Genomic DNA, 17,677 nt, shown 5'->3' with positions numbered 1-17,677 from the left:
GGCACAGCCATCAGGACCGGCTGCAACCCAGGCAGCTGCGTCCCCCTCTGGTTTCAGCCTCGAGCCCTCTCCCACAGATGTTGTTCCCGACAACAATGCTGTGAGCGTGATTGTGCAGGAGAAGGAGTACAATGCGAATATCCCGGTCGTATTCGACGGAGGAAAAGGACAGTACCTTGTAAAGTCCGCGTCCGTTACCATATACCGCTCTGACGGGACAATGGAGACCGTAACCCTCGGTATCAAGAAGGGCGATCTCGTCAACCTCCGTGGGACAAAGCAGACCGACCGGGTCGTCGCGTATGTCTCGGAAGTAAACGGGCAGACATACAAAGTCGCCGATGTCAGGAGTGAGTATCGCACCCGGTAACGCCAAAAATCCCCTTTTTTCCGATCATTCACGACAATGCAGGTCAACTGGCGGTGGATCCAGGCGGCAAGGAATTCCTGTGCGGTCCTCTCTGCTGCCTGCGAACGCGAAGGTTTTCCCCTGCAGGTCGTCGAGAGCCCGGCAGACGATATAACCTGTTACAGCCTCAACTCCATCAGCGAACCGGCCTTCCGGGACGAGATTGCCAATACCGGGTGCATCACGGTTGTCGGCGGGCCCCATGCAACGGCCTGCCCGCGGGAGGTTGCCCGGTACGCCGACTATGTTGTCGTTGGCGAGGGGGAGTATACCCTCCCGCGGCTGCTTGAGAACCTCCGCAATGGGGGCGATGGCCGGATCCCCGGCGTGATGGCCGGGGACTGGTTCAAACCCGCCACAACATCCGTACGGCTCGATGCGTACCCCGCATTTTCCGAGATCAAGGGATATATCGAGATCAGCCGCGGGTGTCCGCATACCTGCGGGTACTGCCAGACCCCCCGGATCTTCGGCTGCTGCATGCGGCACCGTTCGGTGGACGAGATCGCCCGGTTTGCCCGCAGGCATTCGCAGCTGCGGTTTGTCACCCCGAATGCATTCGCGTACGGTTCTGACGGCATCCACCCGCGATGGGACCGGGTGGAGCGTCTCCTTGCAGCCTGCAAAAACCAGATCTTCTTCGGAACGTTCCCCAGCGAAGTCCGCCCTGAGTTTGTCTGCGAAACATCCCTTGAGCTGGTGACACGGTATTGTGCAAACAAAAAGCTCCATTTCGGCGCCCAGTCCGGCAGCGATCGTGTCCTCGGCATGCTCCGGCGCGGGCATACAGTCTCCGATATCCTCCATGCCTGCGACCTGTGCCGGGAGCAGGGCCTTGAACCGGTGGTCGATTTCATTGTCGGGTTCCCGTTCGAAACGGACGACGACCAGCGGGCCACCCTCGCCATGATACAGGAGGTTGCCCGGAACGGGATGGTCCATGTCCACCGCTTCATCCCGCTGCCCGGTACCCCGCTTGCCGGGAGCGTTGCGCGTGACCTGCTTCCGGAAACAGAGACTGTGCTCGGAAGTCTTGCGTTACGGGGAAGACTGACCGGTTCGTGGAATGACCCGGCGGTAAGGTTTTTCAGGCATACTCCGAAATGATATACCATGACAGATGTGCTTCTCATAGCAGATCTCCATGGTCAATTCGGTAAAATTGATTCATTTCTGGAACTCAATCCGGAAGCGGTATTTATCGCAGGCGACATTACGAACATGGGTCCGGTTGACACGGTCGATGACGTGCTCTCACGTATCGATGTGCCGTGTTTTGCAGTGCCCGGCAACTGCGACCCACGCGAGATCATCGATACGATCGAACACTCGGACACCGTGTGCATGCACGGACACCGGATGAACCTCGGGAAGATGACGATTGTCGGTGTCGGGGGTTCCAACCCGACCCCCTTCGGCACACCGTTCGAGATGACCGACAAGCAGATCGACGACGTGTTGACCTCCGCCATGAAGAAGATGGAGAAAGCCGTGCATAACATCCTCCTCTGCCATGCGCCTCCTTACGAGACACTCGACAAACCGGGCGGAGAGCATGTCGGCAGCCACAGCATCCGGAAGCACATGAAGGCATTTGACCTTGTCTGCTGCGCCCACATCCACGAGGCCCGGGGTGTCATGGACGTTGAAGGCGTCAAAGTCGTTAACCCCGGTCCCGCTATGGACGGCCACTGTGCAATGCTCCACTTCGGCACCGATGCAAAGGACATCAAGGTCGAGCTGCTGACGGTCTAGGCCGGCAGTGGTTCCATTTTTTGTTGAAATCTTTTTTTTTAGATTTTTACCAGAATCCCTTCCTGACGTAATCAGAATAATGATGGGGTCTTGTTATATGTCTGTAAAATCCGATGATGGGGGCTGATGCCCACATACCCCCGGTTATGATAAACTGCTCCACCCCCGACAGGGCGCCCCCGCGGCGCTTCAATTACCCGGTTTCCCGGAAACGTAATGCTCCACGGTCTGACTGGTCCCAAGGACCGGGAGGATGAGAAGAATCCAAAGGATTCTTCGTTGGGCGAGGGTCGACAGACCCCGAGTACCCGTGGCTCTATCTAAACCTGTTGCTCGCCTTGGGAGGTTTTCCTATAAAAATAAAAACAAATCAGATTTACAGTTCGTAAAAAAAAAAGTGCCGGGATTTTATTATTTTCATGCATTGGGGGTGAACGCTCGTGAATTTCTGTATCGATAAATCCGAGAAATCAGACTTCCTTTCCTGCCTTCTTCGCAAGCAGCATCTCGAGGTATGATTCAAGGATCGGCTCCCCCGTCACGCCGATCTCTTTTGCCATCTTCTCGATCACGGATGCCGGGTTATCCGCACCATCCTCTGCCATCACTTCAATCTCGGCAAAGGTGCCGAGCCCCGCTACATCATCGAGGCAGACCGATACATTCCCGAGCCGGTAGTTCTCCCGCCACTTGTTCACTTCCAGCGTCCGGGTGAACCCCAGCCGTTCGAGCATCTTCTCAAAGGTCCCGCCCGATTCTACGGCAAAGTTCAGTTCCTCGCGGGCCTTGAGCCCGAACCTCTTTATTTTGGGTCCCTTGTACGTGACAACCGCATGGTCGTCCGTGTACCGGACCCGGACCGCCTCGTCAGTCTTCCCGAAGTCGCGGTGCGGGGCGTTATAAAATATATCGTGTTCGTGCACCCTGCCGAGCTGTTCTGCCCCGTTCTTCCTGAGAAGGTCCCGCACGCAATCGAGCGACGGGACCCGTACCTTGAGTTCAACTTCGAGCATTCTTGTGCCACACCCTTTATCTGTCTTGATGAGGACTTAATATAGTCAGGTGAATCATGGCAATAAAGGATGGAGATTTTATCCGGCTCAGTTATACCGGGAAGGTCGGGAATAATGTTTTCGATACCACGGATGAGGACGAGGCAAAGAAGGCTGGCATCCACAACCAGAATGCCACGTACGGCCCGGTTACCATCTGTGTCGGCCAGAAGCATGTCATCCTCGGCCTTGACGAGGAACTCGTGGGCAAGAAGGCCGGATCAAAGGGAACGGTCACCGTCACGCCCGAGAAGGCTTTCGGCCAGCGCGATCCCAAACGCGTTCGGTCATTCCCGAAGAGCCAGTTCAAGGAGAAACCCGTCCGCGGCATGCCGGTCCGGCTCGAGGAGCAGGGCGAGGGGACCGTTGTCGATGTTATCGGCAGCAAGGTCATCGTCGATTTCAATGCACCGCTCGCGGGCCAGACACTGACCTACGAGTACACCATCGAGGAGATTGTCAGAGAACCGCTTGAGCAGCTCAAAGGCCTTGTGAGGCTCTATTCCGGGCGGGACATGGAGATGACGCTTGATGACGGAAAGGCAACCCTCATCCTCCCGCCGGGTATCATCTACGACCGCCGCTGGCTGCTCTGGCGCGGGCGCATCATCCACGAAGGGTTTGAGATGATTAAGGGTATCTCCGAGATCGTCCTTGTTGAGACCTTCAAAAAGCCGGAGAAGAAAGAAGAGAAGAGCGAATAATCTTTTTTACCATTCCTTGATCAGGTACCGGCCTGCGGATGCGGACCGGCACGGCTGACTTCCGACAGACCGTCCGGAATACAGCGGCGATCCTCCGATCTGATTTGGCAGGCCGGAATTCCAAAAAGCATCCGAACCGCCCGGCACCGGCCTTTTTAAAAAGTGACGAAACCAATACTGTGTATGGACAGACCTGCACTCCCTGCACCGGTCTTTCTCGTGTTCATCGCCCTGTTTTTGGTCACAGCGGGTTGCAATGACACGACAACCACCGGTTCCGGAACAACCGCTGTACTCACAACAACGCCCGGCCCGCTCTATTCCGAAGGCGATATTGTCAGGAATCCATCTTCGACCGGGGACAATGCCTGGCTGGTCATCGGATACGACAGTGCATCGGACACGTACGAGCGGGCCCTCGTGTATCTGAATGACGAGGGCACCTGGGGATACCGGATGGATGAGCGGACTGAACATGTCAGCCGGGCCCTTATGGAGAAAGTGAATACCGAGATCGTCACCAACCGGCCCCCTTCAGCCATACCGGTAAAAACACCCGCCGTCGTAACAGCGGCCACAAGTGCAGAAACAATAAAACCGGCAGCAGTCACGACAACGGCGACAGCAGCAAAGGGTCCGATGATCAAGAAGATCATCCCGGACAAAGGCGATGCAGGGACAACCGTCCAGGTCACTGACCTTGTGGGAGATAATTTCAAAAACGGGGCAAACGTCACCCTTTCCCGTGCCGGAAGCAATGAGATACGGGCAACCGGGGTCAGGGCAGTGACACCCCAGTCGATAACCTGCACCTTTGCAATCCCGGCAGATGCCCCGGCAGGAAGCTGGGATGTCGTTGTCACGAACCCGGACGGCCAGTCCGACCGGTATACCAATATCTTCTCGGTTCACCGTACGCCGGGTGCACAATCGACAACCTATGCCACCCATGCCGGAACTGTCGGCATTACCTATATCGATCCGCCCAACACCTTCTCTTCCCAGTACAGCAAGTTCACAATCACCGGTTCGGGTTTCAAGAACAATGCCAAGGTCATTCTCAAGAGGAGCGATAAACCGGATATCGAGGCAACGAACGTCATTGTCAGCAGCGATACCCGGCTGGAATGCTTCCTGAATCCGCCTGCCGGATCCTACGGGGTCTGGGACATCAGGATTGTGAATACTGACGGGTCCTATGGGATCTGGTACGGTGCCTTCACCATCAGCTGATCGTTCATCCCTCTTTTTCCCGCGTCCTTTCCATTTCCCCTGATTTCCATAAAGTTGATATTGAGTATCGCGGCATACTGAATTCAGGAGCATCTGTATTTTTTCTGCCACGATCCCCCCAAATGATCCTGGAACGACAGCTGCAGAGAGCGGGCACCGGCTTTCTGAAAATGACCTGTCGGCCCTGGTCCGGGATCTCGGGCATCCGGATCCGAAGGTACAGTGGCAGGCTGCCGAAGCGCTTGGCAGGTGTGGCAGGCAAGCGGTCCCCCGGCTGATCCAGGCACTGGGTTCCCCGTCCGTCCCGGTCAGGCTCGGTGCTCTTGAAGCACTTGGCGCCATCCGGGATTTTCGGGCAGCAGACCGGGTCGCTGTACTCCTCAACCGCGATGCCTCTCTTGAGGTACGGTGGGCCGCTGCCCTTACTCTCGGCGAGATCGGCTCTCCGGAGACGATACCGGCGCTGCTCCCCTTCCTGCGGGACCGTAACCGCTACCTGCGGTACGGGGCTGCAACAGCGCTCTGCAGGCTTGGCTGGAAACCGGAGAACGAGACCGATACAGCATACCTGCTGATCGCCAGGTATGACTGGGAGGGGGTAAAAAAACTTGGTTCCGCGGCCCTGCCCGTTCTCTGGGACCTGTTGAGGGACGATGATCCCGGGACCCGCGCAACCATCGTGTCGCTCATCGGGGGGAATGCCGACCACCGGGCTCAGGCAGCCTGCCAGGGTGCGCTGAGGGATCGGGATCCCCGCGTCCGCTGGCGGGCAGTCCTGGCGGCACTGGACTGCGGGGTTGCCTCCCACGATATCCCCCTGATGGTGGCAGGAAGGGAACGTACCGGGCCGGATCCTGCCGCGGCAGCGATCCTGAACTTCCTCTTCCTGGGTATCGGGTACAATTACATCGGCAGGTGGTGGGGCTTCCCGGTCTTCATGGCCTACATGTGCATCCTCGTTCTCGCCCAGCTCGCCATGGGACCTTGGCTCCCCTACCTGATCGCGTATCCACTGACCGCGATTGCCGCAATCCACACGTACTACCTTGCGGAACGAATGTCAGACCTGTAGGTGATAGTACCGATGCTGCTCGACCTGATCCCGAGGAAAAAACCCGATATCGGAACACTGCAGAGGAACCGGGATATCCCGGGGCTTGTCCGGGCACTGTCGTACCGCGATCCGGATATCCAGTCCGACGCAGTACATGCCCTTGGAGAGATAGGGCCTGAAGCGGTCGCGCTGCTCGTTTCGGCACTCAGAAAAAGGGACCGGAACCTCCGGCTCGGCGCCATCGGGGCACTCGCCCAGATAGGGGATCCCTCCGCCGTGCCCGCGCTGGCCGGTATGATGCTCGATCCGGTGAGCGAGGTCCGCTGGCAGGCAGCCATTGCACTGAGCAGCATGAACAGCAAGGATGCCATCCCGCCCCTGATCCACGGACTGGAAGACACGGACAAGTATGTCCGGTACGGGTCAGCGATATCGCTTGCCCGGATCGGGTACCAGCCCTCCGATGAGACCGGCTGGGCGTGGTACCATGCCGCCATGCAGGACTGGGAGCGGCTGAAGGGCTCGGGAACGGCCGCGCTTGCCCCTCTCGCAACCCTTTGTCAGGATACTGACAGCAGCGTCCGGGTCCGCGCCGTGCAGATCCTTGGCGATATCGGAGACCGTAGTTCCGGTCCTGCCATTGTGCGCATGCTTGCCGATCCCGATCGGAATGTCCGGTGGGAGGCTGCCCTTGCCTCACGGAAGTGCGGTGTCCCTCCCCTCATCCTCCCCCGCGGGTTGTACCAGCGACCGCGCATACAGAAGAACCCGCTCATAGCCGGGTTTTTAAACTTTCTCCTGCCCGGACTCGGGTACGGGTATCTCGGGAAATGGTGGGGCATCATGATCTTCCAGATCGATATCACCGTCACGGTCTGGACTTTTAAGGAGATGGGGGAGACCAATACCTACGGCCTGCTCTTCCCGGTCTATTTCCTGCTTGCCATCCATGCATGGTACCTGGCAAAGAACATGCCGGAGGAACCGGCATAAAAATATTGCGCGGGAAAAATAATTGATTAATTCCTGAATTTCATGAATATTTTCAAGAATCAGTCAGCTTTCTCCTTCTGCCCGAATTAAAAGCCATACGAAGAATATTGAGAATTATTAACACTATTCATAGATTTTTTAGAGTGAATTGTTATACAAATATTTAATACCACATAGTTTGATTACTCACCTAATGTGAGGTGTGGTGATGGTTGAGAGGAAGCGTTCAGGTGTACAAAAAAAGAAACATGAAGACCCTGAATGGTCACGGCAAGAAGTTCCTGAAAAGACAAATAACAAAAAAATGGAACGGATCAATCCAGAAAAAATCCTAAAATTCCGGCAAAATGTCGGAGCAAGGAATCCCTTCGTAATCGCAAAACGCAAGTTGCAGATGATGGGCATGGACGTGTCTGAATACCATCCTGAAAATTTGCCAGAAATGATGGAAATTGCTTTTAAGGATTATGCATATGACGAACTGTTTGATCCCAAGTTCGGATCCCCTGTTTATCATGGGATTTTTTCTGCAACTCTCGGTTTAGCGAAGGTATGCCCAAAGCAATATGCGGAATCATTGTATTATCTCCAAAAGGATCCTGCCCGAAAAGTCGGCAAGGTTCCCTGCTATTGTGACGATATCACAAAAAGTGATACAATGAAAAATCAGATTCCTGCAGGGACACCCCTCAAATATCGGGACACTGCTGCTCCTGAAAAAGATAACTATGATCTTGAATTTAATGATCCGCAACAGGGATGTCTTGCAGACTGCTGGCTGATATCCGCGATCTCATCTGTTGCATGGGCTGAAACGAATGGGTTTCCAAGAAAACTATCGAGAAGCACCACCATAACCCTTTATGCTCCAAAAACGGTTACTACATTTTATCCGTCAAAGATCACCACATCTATGAATTTTTTTACAGATAACCTGGTAACAATCCCTTATTATGCACAAACAAATCCGAATAATCTTGTACCTGGTTATTACGAATGCTGGCCTTCATTTTATGAGAAGTGTTTTGCAGGATATGTACAAAAAAACAGAATACCTGACCTGACACCCCTCCCAATTCATTTCGATACAAATAACAATCCTATTTATTCGGGTCTGGATTTTGGAAGTCCATTTCTCGCAACAGAGGATTTGACGGGAGTGAATGTAATAGATACAACTATTAAAAATACTGAGAACTATCTGGGCGGATCGAATCCCGATTCTGATAATCAGATTATTGAAGATCTCAGAATATATACCTGTGATGGTCAAAATCTCAGTGATGGAATATTTCTTCCCGTAAAAAAACCTGTCACAGCGTATACCTATCTGACAGAAAATGATGTCCCTGCTGCCGCTAACCATGGAAAATATGGATCCATCGTTACGTATGCGAGATGTTCAGGTCTACCAGCAAATCATGCGTACTCCATCCTTGGAGTGTACCAGGTTAATCAAGAAAAACGATACGTAGTTCTGCGAAATCCCTGGGGAACCCACTCGCTTCCAAATTTTGATGCATATACGCAGGCCCATCTCACAACGAACCTGCCGGCAATTCTCCCCCCAAATCCTGGCTCTGAGGGTATCTTCGGTTTGGAAAGCGAGTGTTTTATGAGGTACTTTGAGTCCTTCGGCTGGACAGGGTGATTTGAAAATAAATTATTGTGATAATTGAAGACGAATCAGGGATGTCACTGATCATGTTCGAAGATCCCCGAAGAAAGAAGAAAAATTCTCTTTTTTTTGTCAGTTTTTTTCTAATTGTTTTCATAGTTTATCCTGTAACGAGTGATTCAATTTCCGGCACCCTCACCCCTGTTACTATATCGAACACGAGTGTCCGCCACTGGGAACCTGCAATATTCGGGGATTATATTGTCTGGAGTGATGACAGGACCGGAGACCGGAATATATACCTGTATAACATCGCAACGGGTTCCGAATATCAGATAACGGATGGGCCAGTCGGGGAACTCCAACCGGTCATCTCCGGACATTATCTTTCATGGGTAGATGACCGGTTCTCCTCCTTTGGCAATGAGTATGATGTCGTCCTGTACGACCTCGATACCGGCATCACAATCCGTATCGGCAATGAGACCGGTGATCAGACCAATCCCGATATTGATGGCGACCTTGTGGTCTGGCAGGATGCCCGGAATGGTGACTTTACCGATAATATCTACCTGTATTCTATTTCAGGAGATACTGTCCTTCAAGTGAGTGATAGTGATGGCTCACAGATAATGCCCCATGTCTCTGACAACGTGATTGTATGGGAAAATGGCAGTTACTGGCCTCCGATGGTTTCCGTCTATGATTACGCCGGCAACCAGACAATCTTCCAGCCGGTCAATTTTGGGATGGATGAAGAGCAGATAGAGCCGGCAATTGACAACAACCATATTGTCTGGGTAGATACACATGAAGGGACCTATCTTGTTTACATGATGGATCTGGCAACCGGGGATATTTCCGATATTACGCCGAACTTGGATGAGAATTATTTCCCGGATATCGATGGATCGCGGATTATCTGGAAGAAATATGAGAATGTATTCCTGAATGATACCGCCATCTCTGAATCCGAAACGCAGGTTTCCAATACCGATGGTTCAACCACAAAAGAGAACCTGAGAATTTCCGGTGACCGTATCGTATGGCGTGATTCCGGTAGCCCTGATATGATCTACCTGTACACCATTGGCACTGAGGAGGTCTGTCCGGATGCCGATTTCACCATCGCCCCTTCGCAGGCCGGTGCTGTACCCTTCGAAGTCTCGTTCAACGATGCCTCAGTTGTTTCGCCAACGAATCCGATAGCGCACTGGAACTGGTCATTCGGAGACGGTAATTATTCCTCCCTCCAAAACCCGGTCTGGACATATGACAAACCTGGTAATTATGATGTCCAGCTGATCGTCGATAACCCGCTGTGCAGGAACGCAACTGAGATCGATCCGGCCTATCGGATAACAGCAGGGGCAGCCCCGATTGCCGGTATATCAGCCATCCCTCTTTCGGGAATGGTTCCTCTTGATGTCACTTTCACGGATACATCGGAAGCAGCAACGGCATGGAACTGGTCATTCGGCGATGGAACATATGCAGAGACAAATCCCGTTTCCCACACTTACAGTAACGGTGGGGTTTACACGGTTCGTCTAATCGATGAAAACGAGTACGGGAATTCAACAGCAACGACCACCATCCATGCACTGACTGGTGCAAACCAGGATTTCATCACGGGGATTGAAGGGTTTATCATCGTAAACCGTTTCGGCGGCCAGTTCCTTGTCTACAACGGAACTACCCTCCCCGGGTATTCCATGCCATCTGTTTCTGTTCTCACAACACCGGAGTTGACTGAGTATGGCTGGCAGAACATCACCTTCCGGTCAAATGATAACAGCGGGTTCCGTAACTTCGGCAACGAAACCATTATGGGAAACCTTTCTGGAGTGGTTTTCTATTCTGATGTTATTCATCCGGCCGGGTTCTCGCCGGCCACCGGAGCGGACAGCTCAATTTTCTACATGCTGGAACTACCCTTATATCCGGCAGGAGGAACCATGAATACACAGGTCTGGGAAGGTGTCCTTGATCCGGATCTGACTACGTTCCGTTATATAGGACATAGCAGCGGTTTCTCTCATGTCCTTGGTGTTGCATACACGATTCGGAATACCCTTACTTCATTCACGCCGGGCGGGCCAGCCAGATTATACGTGAGCGTTAATTCCTCGTGGGTCGCAAGTCACGAGGGCCGGGAACATACCTACCTTGTACGGATCGGTGACGATAATATCGGGCAGGTGCTGCCGACCCAATTCCTGTACCGCGATCCGGATACAAACCTTGATTACTTTGTGGCAGATTCACCACGTGGATTATCAAAATTTGGTCTTTCCCAGCTTGCAGGTTCCGGCAACCCACTCCAGCTGATCACCCTCTCCGTAACAAGCCATGTCGGTCCACCTGAACCATACATTCCCGTATCGGAATCCGATGCCGGGATGCCGGCCGGGAGCGTATCCCCATCGATAACATACACCCCTGTCCCGACACCATCACCAACCGCGACACAGGAGACAAAAGTCACAGCGGATCCCGGCGTATCGGCAAAGGTCTATACCAATGCACAGGGAGTCGTATCGCAGGAGACCCGGCTCACGTCATCCGATGGCCGCGCAACCATCACCATCGGCGAAGGAATAACCGCACGCAACGCGGCAGGTGAACCGCTTGAGCGTATCACGATGCAGGTTCTTTCCACGGCAGATCTCCCCCCCGTGCCTTCCGATCCGGTCTTTGTCTTTGACGGCATTGCATACGAGATTGGGCCGGATGGTGCAACCTTCTCGCCGCCGGTCTCCCTCTCATTATCCCCGGTGCAGCCCCGGTGGGGGCGCGATTACTGGATAAAAACCTTTGACAGGAAATCCGGGACCTGGCAGGATCTGCCGACAACCTTTGATGGATCAACGGGAACTGTCATGGCACCGGCATCCCACTTCAGTATCCATGCCCTGTTCACCAGCGCCAGTACACCACCTCCCACCATCCCCGAAACAACAGTACCCCCGACGGTCATGCCGCAGCAGGTAAAAGCCCAGCCTCCGACAACAGCCGTCAGCATCTTTATGAGCATGATGGAATGGATTGCAGGCTTTGTTACGCAGAACCTGGTAATCATAACAGCGGTCGCAGCCCTTGCCGTTGCCGGCTTTTTCATGATGCGGGGGGGAAAGCCGAAGTGGGAGTGAACGGTTTTTTTAGATCGGCGGAAAAACCAGGAGGGATCGTATCTGATAATGATGGGACCACGGGGGCTTGGGGTCTGTTAACCCTTGCCTGCGAAGGACTTTGATGAGTCCTGCGAAGACCTGATGGTCTTCTTGTGTCTCAGGTCCGATGACTCTCAACACTTATCATCCTCACGGGTCTGATGACCATTCGAACCGTGGAGCAGGCCGTATATGGGGTCAAGACGGCTTGTCCCGCATGATGCCTCCTCCGGGGGAGAGATGGGGCATGATACGGTCGCGCTGCTCGTCCCGGCCCTGAAAAGAAAGAACCAGAGATTCCGTTTGGTGCCATCGGGGCACTCACCCAGACAGGGGATCCCGCCGCGGTGTCCGCCCTAGCCGGTATGATGCTCGATCCGGTCAGCGAGGCCCACTGACAGGCAGCCGTTGCACTGGGCAGCATGAACAGCAAGGATGCCATCCCGCCCCTCATCCTCCCCCGCGGGTTGTACCAGCGACCGCGCATACAGAAGAACCCGCTCATAGCCGGGTTTTTAAACTTCCTCCTGCCCGGACTCGGGTACGGGTATCTCGGGAAATGGTGGGGCATCATGATCTTCCAGATCGATATCACCGTCACGGTCTGGACTTTTAAGGAGATGGGGGAGACCAATACCTACGGCCTGCTCTTCCCGGTCTATTTCCTGCTTGCCATCCATGCATGGTACCTGGCAAAGAACATGCCGGAGGAACCGGCATAAAAACATTGCGGACGGAAAATTTTTTATTTTTACGTCAATTTTCAGATATTTCACGTAAATTATCGGATAACGCCAGATGTCTGCAATATAAAGATAGAATTAACATACACTATGGTTTAATCACATATTCAGGATTTTTTTCTCCAAATTGTTATACAAATATTTATTATGCCCGGACTGTAGTATTCAGATAGAGGTGTGATGCCGAATGGTAGGTAAAAAAACAGATCTTTTCGCAACAGGTGCTATCAATCCCTACGCACTGGTTTGCTCAAGAAAAGGATCAAATATCGATTGGAAAAGCCTGGACCCGGCCGAAAGGAAAAAGATCATTGAAGAAGAGCTTCAGCTGCCGTTTGACCAGTTATTCGATCCAAAAAACGGATCTCCCCTGTTCCCGGATATCACAAAGGCTGACAAGAACTCCCCGCAGTCGGCCAGGACCGGTGATTCTGTCCCCCGCTGTTCATCTGCCGTCAGTATATGGAGCGTAAACAATGCCGGAGGATTTGCATGTCCACCACCAGATATCAATGACGTGAACCAGGGTTGTTCCCTGAACTGCTGGTTTACTGCTGCCCTCGCATCGTACGCATGGACCTGGCCGGATCTCGTAAAGAGATCGCTTGTCAACAATGCCACCTGTTATCTGTATCTGTATAAAGGTGATCCTGCCATCATACAGCCACCCTACATGCCCGCTGCTGGTGTAAAATTTACACCGGTCAGGGAAAATGACAAGACCAGCTATGCATTACCATGGGGAGCGAAAGGTCCTGGCGACTGGGTGTACTGCCGGCCTTCGACTGCCAATCCCAACGCTTACTGGTCTGCACTGTACGAGAAATGTTATGCTGATTTCTATAAACTGGATGGTTATGAAAAGGACACTCCCAACATTGCAAAATTTGATACCGGAAACCCGCTGAACAGCCTTACCCACTTGACCGGGAAACGGTATTATACGAAACTGGATTATGACAATGACAAGACCCAGACCCAGTCTGCTTTTAATATGACGGAGTTCGATCCTGCAGATACGAAAGGCGACACGGTTTTTGATACTATATACAAGCGGTGCTATATTGTTGTCAGCGCAAATAATCCTGCGCCCTTTGTCCCCGGCATGACGCTTTACCCGATGACAGCATGGACATATACCACAGCAGAAGAAGCCAATGCTGCCAACAAGGTTGATCCGAAGATCAACCCGGAAAAGAGCGTGAAATATACCAATGACAGTATCGTTGCCCGTCACTCCTATTCGATCCTCGGAGTTCATTATGTAAATAACCGGAAATACATCGTTTTACGCAATCCATGGGGAATGGCGATACCCAGTGCATTCGGAGGTGATCCGAAATTTATCGCTCCTGCGGGATCCACACAGGAGGATATTATTTATTACACGCAGATGGGCGCTGCCCTGTATACCGGAACCTGGACAGTCCCGGTAAATACCGAGAACTACACAAAGACCCTGAACAAGACTGAGATAAAAATCGACCTCAGCCTCAATGACGGGATCTTTGCCCTTGCAGTTGATAAGTTCCGGTGGCATTTCAAAGGATTTGGATGGGTATGGAAAAGCTAGGGGAAAGAACCAGTATCCTTCCCAAAAAATCAACAATTATTACCATTGTCCGGATGAATGAAGCTCGTAAGGGGAAGGGAAAAAAATACAGAGCATTTTTTCGGGCCCTCTGCGGAGCACTTCTCTTCCTGTTACTTATCCCATCAGCCCTGGCGAACCCGTTTGGAACAGAAACCCTGATCCCGACCAATTTTTCAACGTACCAGCAGCATGCGGCCATTTATGGCTCCCGTATTGTCTGGGATGACCCCACCAGCAATGCAGGAGATATATTCCTCTACGATATTGCCACAGGTAATGTGACGCACGTTACGAACGACATGAATACCCAGAAGAATCCTGCAGTTTTTTCAGATCGGATCCTCTGGCACGATCTCCGGAACCGTGCTTCGGGCGATATCTATCTTTTTAACCTGACCACCAGTCTCCTGACCCGGATAACCAGCAACGATGCGGACACACCGGAGTATGCGGCTTTATCCGGGGATAAGATCGTCTGGCAGGACAGGAGGAATGGTGATCTGGATATCTACCTGTACGATCTCGCTTCTGATACGGAATACCTCATCACGCCAGGTACCTCCGGATCCGACCAGGTCTATCCGGCAGTTTCCGGTAACTGGATTGTCTGGGAGGATTACCGCAATACCCTGAATGGCGACCGGGAGATTTACATGAACGATACCGCAACCTGGACGGAGTCGCTCATCACACCTGATAACGGTCTTGGAGTCGGGACAGATGGATCGACAGACGGGGCGTGGCAGGATGCACCCTCAGTTTCAGGAAACACCATCGTGTGGGAAGATAACCGCAACTGGAACACCGACCCGTTCCCGGTGCCAAACATCTACCGTTACGATCCCATAGGAGGGGAACAGCGTATCTCTGATAACCTCGTATCTGCCAACCTGCCCGCCGGTTACGGCATCGATCCGGTGATGTTCCCTTCTGTTGATGGTGACCGGATCGTTTGGATCGATTACCGGGACCAGATGCAAGGTGACATCTATATCAATGACACGGCACGTCTTCCCCCTGAGCAGCTGCTCCTGTCCTCCGGAACAAACACAAAAAAATCGCCCCGGATCTCCGGCAACCGCATTATCTGGATCGAAGAGAATGCAGGCAGCTCAAAGATCCATCTCTTTACCTACGGGACACCAGAAACCTGTCCTGAAATTCTCTTCTCCGAGAATGCAACAAGCGGCGGAGATCCCCTGGCCGTTCATTTCACTGATGAAACCGGGATTACCAGACCATCACACTGGTACTGGGATTTTGGCGATGGATCGGTATCCTACCAGCAGAACCCGGATCACGTCTTTATTTCTGCCGGCCAGTACGTCGTGAACCTCACCATCAGCGATGAATACTGCCGGAATGTATCTGCAGACCATACGATCACGGCAGGAAGCCCCGCGGCAGATTTCACCGGCAGTCCGTTATCGGGAGTCGTGCCGCTCGTTGTCCAGTTCAATGATACTTCGACCGGTTCACCGGACACGTTCGCGTGGGACTTTGAAAACGACGGAACGGTTGACAGCAGCGAACGGAATGCCACCCACACATTCACCATCCCGGGAACATACAACGTCAGGCACGATGCCACGAACAGTTACGGTACCGGAACACGCGTCAGAACTGCATATATCACTGCCCTGCCGGGTGCCCATGAAACAGCATTCACACCGGTAGAAGGCATTATTGTTGACAACAGGTTCGGAGGTCAGTTCCTGATCTATAACAGTTCGATGGCAGGAATACCTGTCCTTCCATCATCAGGAGTACTTATCTCCCATCCTCCTCCGTCATTCGGGTGGCAGAACATCACGTTTGCAGGATCTGATGCAATCGGATTTTCCGATACAGGAAACGGAACATTGTTCGGGAATTTATCGGTCAGTTCCCTCCAGACCTCGGATATTGCAGTAAGGGGATTTTCCCCCTCGGTAGGAGATCCCGTATACGTGAGTGAACGCCTTACCTTCAGCAGGTACCCGTCATCGGGATCTCTCAATGCGGAAATCTGGGAGGGGGCAATAGCATCTGACAGGTCGCTCCTGTCAGATATCGCTTTATCGAGCAGTTTCACATCTGTCGATACCGTAGGCTACTCGTCGAGGTTCACACGGACATCACTCGGAAATATCGGATCCTCCACCATGAACATGAGTATCAGATCAGCATGGGTTGCCGGAACCGGCGGAGCCGCGGCCGGCAGGGACAAAACATACATCATCGCATACGGAACAGATCCTGCTTCAGGCACCAGGGTTGGTTCTGTCCTTGTGACACGGTATATAGTCTCAGACAGTGACCTGGATTATTTTGAAGCAGATATACCGGCTCAATTCTCCTATTTCACCAATTATTATATCACCCAGCTCTCCGGCTCCGGTAATCCGCTCCAGCTGATCACCCTCTCCGTCACGAGCCATGTCGGCCCGTCTGAGCCATACAATCCCGTTTCCGAATCCGACACCGGGATGCCGGCTGCAGGCGTGTCACCAGCGACAACAACCGCCCCAGTTCCGACTCCTTCGCCAACCGCGACACAGGAGCCAAAAGTCACGGCAGATCCCGGCGTTTCGGCTAAGGTCTATACCAATGCACAGGGAGTCGTATCGCAGGAGACCCGGCTCACGTCATCCGATAGCCGTGCAACAATCACCATTGGTGAAGGAATAACCGCTCGCGACGCGGCAGGCAAACCGCTTGAGAGTGTAACGATACGGGTTCTTTCCATGGCAGACCTCCCCCCGGTGCCATCTGCTTCCGTGTTTGTCTTCGACGGTATTGCGTACGAGATCGGCCCGGACGGTGCAGCCTTCTCTCCGCCGGTCTCCCTCACGTTATCCCCGGTGCAGCCCCGGTGGGGGCGCGATTACTCGGTAAAAACCTTTGACAGGAAAATTGGGACCTGGCAGGATCTGCCGACAACCTTTGACGGATCAACGGGTATTGTCACGGCACCGGTATCCCACTTCAGTATCCATGCCCTGTTCACCAGTGCCAGTACACCACCTCCTACTATCGCGACAACGACGATTCCCCCGACCGTCATTCCGCAGCAGGTAAAAGCCCAGCCCCCGACAACTGCCGTCAGCATCTTTATGAGCATGATGGGGTGGATTGCAGGCCTTGCCCTGCAGAACCTGGTTCTCATCGTGGCGGCTGCAGCCCTTGCCGTTGCCGGCTTTTTCGTGATGAGGGGAAGAAGGCCGAAGTGGGAATGATTGTTGTATGATTCCCGAGTAAACACGGCAGGGATCGTATCTGATAGTGGTGGGGCCGGGGGCGATCGGGATCTGCCGACCTCCGTCCCGTCGAGCAGGCCGTATAGGGGGATCAGGGGGGGGCCGCTCCC

Annotated in this window: 14 protein-coding genes and 1 pseudogene; 13 read left to right on the top strand and 2 right to left on the bottom strand. The window is 53.2% G+C overall.

What is annotated here, in order from left to right:
• The 3 genes from A4E33_RS04460 to A4E33_RS04450 all read left to right on the top strand — a co-directional run.
• A partial coding sequence (locus tag A4E33_RS04460) for a hypothetical protein (RefSeq protein ID WP_394334409.1) occupies positions 1-370 on the top strand: 370 nt, incomplete at its 5' end.
• A 36-nt stretch (positions 371-406) separates the two neighbouring features.
• A complete protein-coding gene (locus A4E33_RS04455) occupies positions 407-1,516 on the top strand; it encodes a TIGR04013 family B12-binding domain/radical SAM domain-containing protein (protein ID WP_292346481.1) in 1,110 nt (369 codons plus the stop codon).
• 6 nt (positions 1,517-1,522) lie between these two features.
• Positions 1,523-2,164 carry a metallophosphoesterase gene (locus tag A4E33_RS04450; RefSeq protein WP_292346480.1) on the top strand — a complete coding sequence of 214 codons (642 nt, stop codon included), beginning with the start codon at positions 1,523-1,525 and terminating at the stop codon, positions 2,162-2,164.
• A 470-nt stretch (positions 2,165-2,634) separates the two neighbouring features.
• Here the strand turns inward: A4E33_RS04450 and cyaB are convergent, their stop codons facing one another.
• Positions 2,635-3,177: a class IV adenylate cyclase gene (gene cyaB / locus A4E33_RS04445; RefSeq protein ID WP_292346479.1), complete on the bottom strand. Its 543-nt coding sequence runs from the start codon at positions 3,175-3,177 to the stop codon at positions 2,635-2,637.
• Between the two features lie 56 nt (positions 3,178-3,233).
• On the opposite strand from cyaB, the gene A4E33_RS04440 reads away from it, so the two are divergent.
• The 3 genes and pseudogenes from A4E33_RS04440 to A4E33_RS14705 all read left to right on the top strand — a co-directional run.
• Positions 3,234-3,920, top strand: coding sequence for a peptidylprolyl isomerase (locus tag A4E33_RS04440; RefSeq protein WP_292346478.1), 687 nt, complete (start codon positions 3,234-3,236; stop codon positions 3,918-3,920).
• A gap of 183 nt (positions 3,921-4,103) precedes the next feature.
• Complete coding sequence (locus A4E33_RS04435) at positions 4,104-5,153, top strand: hypothetical protein (RefSeq protein ID WP_292346477.1); 1,050 nt, start codon at positions 4,104-4,106, stop codon at positions 5,151-5,153.
• Positions 5,154-5,244: 91 nt separating this feature from the next.
• Positions 5,245-5,664 (top strand): annotated as a pseudogene (locus A4E33_RS14705) (HEAT repeat domain-containing protein); the annotation flags it as partial.
• On the opposite strand, the gene A4E33_RS04430 reads toward A4E33_RS14705, so the two are convergent.
• A complete protein-coding gene (locus tag A4E33_RS04430) occupies positions 5,646-5,843 on the bottom strand; it encodes a hypothetical protein (RefSeq protein ID WP_292346476.1) in 198 nt (65 codons plus the stop codon). The pseudogene A4E33_RS14705 and the gene A4E33_RS04430 sit on opposite strands and share 19 nt — an antisense overlap.
• On the opposite strand from A4E33_RS04430, the gene A4E33_RS04425 reads away from it, so the two are divergent.
• The 7 genes from A4E33_RS04425 to A4E33_RS04395 all read left to right on the top strand — a co-directional run bounded on the left by A4E33_RS04425 (position 5,833) and on the right by A4E33_RS04395 (position 17,546).
• Positions 5,833-6,225, top strand: coding sequence for a hypothetical protein (locus A4E33_RS04425; protein WP_292346475.1), 393 nt, complete (start codon positions 5,833-5,835; stop codon positions 6,223-6,225). The two genes, A4E33_RS04430 and A4E33_RS04425, sit on opposite strands and share 11 nt — an antisense overlap.
• A 12-nt stretch (positions 6,226-6,237) precedes the next feature.
• Positions 6,238-7,200, top strand: coding sequence for a HEAT repeat domain-containing protein (locus tag A4E33_RS04420; protein WP_292346474.1), 963 nt, complete (start codon positions 6,238-6,240; stop codon positions 7,198-7,200).
• 208 nt (positions 7,201-7,408) lie between these two features.
• Complete coding sequence (locus A4E33_RS04415; RefSeq protein ID WP_292346473.1) at positions 7,409-8,851, top strand: C2 family cysteine protease; 1,443 nt, start codon at positions 7,409-7,411, stop codon at positions 8,849-8,851.
• A gap of 41 nt (positions 8,852-8,892) precedes the next feature.
• Entirely contained in the window at positions 8,893-11,970 is a 3,078-nt protein-coding gene (locus A4E33_RS04410) for a PKD domain-containing protein (RefSeq protein WP_292346472.1), read from the top strand.
• A gap of 443 nt (positions 11,971-12,413) precedes the next feature.
• Positions 12,414-12,713, top strand: a complete 300-nt coding sequence (locus tag A4E33_RS04405; protein WP_292346471.1) for a hypothetical protein — start codon at positions 12,414-12,416, stop codon at positions 12,711-12,713.
• A 208-nt stretch (positions 12,714-12,921) separates the two neighbouring features.
• Positions 12,922-14,307 carry a C2 family cysteine protease gene (locus tag A4E33_RS04400; protein WP_292346470.1) on the top strand — a complete coding sequence of 462 codons (1,386 nt, stop codon included), beginning with the start codon at positions 12,922-12,924 and terminating at the stop codon, positions 14,305-14,307.
• Between the two features lie 53 nt (positions 14,308-14,360).
• On the top strand, positions 14,361-17,546 hold the full coding sequence (locus A4E33_RS04395) for a PKD domain-containing protein (RefSeq protein WP_292346469.1): 3,186 nt from the start codon (positions 14,361-14,363) through the stop codon (positions 17,544-17,546).
• Positions 17,547-17,677 lie beyond the last annotated feature (131 nt).

Origin of the sequence: Methanoregula sp. PtaB.Bin085, assembly GCF_002067035.1 — an archaeon.
Taxonomy (GTDB): Archaea; Halobacteriota; Methanomicrobia; order Methanomicrobiales; family Methanospirillaceae; genus Methanoregula.
This window is presented reverse-complemented; position numbering and strand designations above follow the sequence as displayed.

Coding starts and splice junctions, on each gene's coding strand:
- A4E33_RS04455 (WP_292346481.1), top strand. CDS start 407: ATGCAGGTCAACTGGCGGTGGATCCAGGCGGCAAGGAATTCCTGTGCG.
- A4E33_RS04450 (WP_292346480.1), top strand. CDS start 1,523: ATGACAGATGTGCTTCTCATAGCAGATCTCCATGGTCAATTCGGTAAA.
- cyaB (WP_292346479.1), bottom strand. CDS start 3,177: ATGCTCGAAGTTGAACTCAAGGTACGGGTCCCGTCGCTCGATTGCGTG.
- A4E33_RS04440 (WP_292346478.1), top strand. CDS start 3,234: ATGGCAATAAAGGATGGAGATTTTATCCGGCTCAGTTATACCGGGAAG.
- A4E33_RS04435 (WP_292346477.1), top strand. CDS start 4,104: ATGGACAGACCTGCACTCCCTGCACCGGTCTTTCTCGTGTTCATCGCC.
- A4E33_RS04430 (WP_292346476.1), bottom strand. CDS start 5,843: ATGAGCGACACGATGGTTGCGCGGGTCCCGGGATCATCGTCCCTCAAC.
- A4E33_RS04420 (WP_292346474.1), top strand. CDS start 6,238: ATGCTGCTCGACCTGATCCCGAGGAAAAAACCCGATATCGGAACACTG.
- A4E33_RS04415 (WP_292346473.1), top strand. CDS start 7,409: ATGGTTGAGAGGAAGCGTTCAGGTGTACAAAAAAAGAAACATGAAGAC.
- A4E33_RS04410 (WP_292346472.1), top strand. CDS start 8,893: ATGTCACTGATCATGTTCGAAGATCCCCGAAGAAAGAAGAAAAATTCT.
- A4E33_RS04405 (WP_292346471.1), top strand. CDS start 12,414: ATGAACAGCAAGGATGCCATCCCGCCCCTCATCCTCCCCCGCGGGTTG.
- A4E33_RS04400 (WP_292346470.1), top strand. CDS start 12,922: ATGGTAGGTAAAAAAACAGATCTTTTCGCAACAGGTGCTATCAATCCC.
- A4E33_RS04395 (WP_292346469.1), top strand. CDS start 14,361: ATGAATGAAGCTCGTAAGGGGAAGGGAAAAAAATACAGAGCATTTTTT.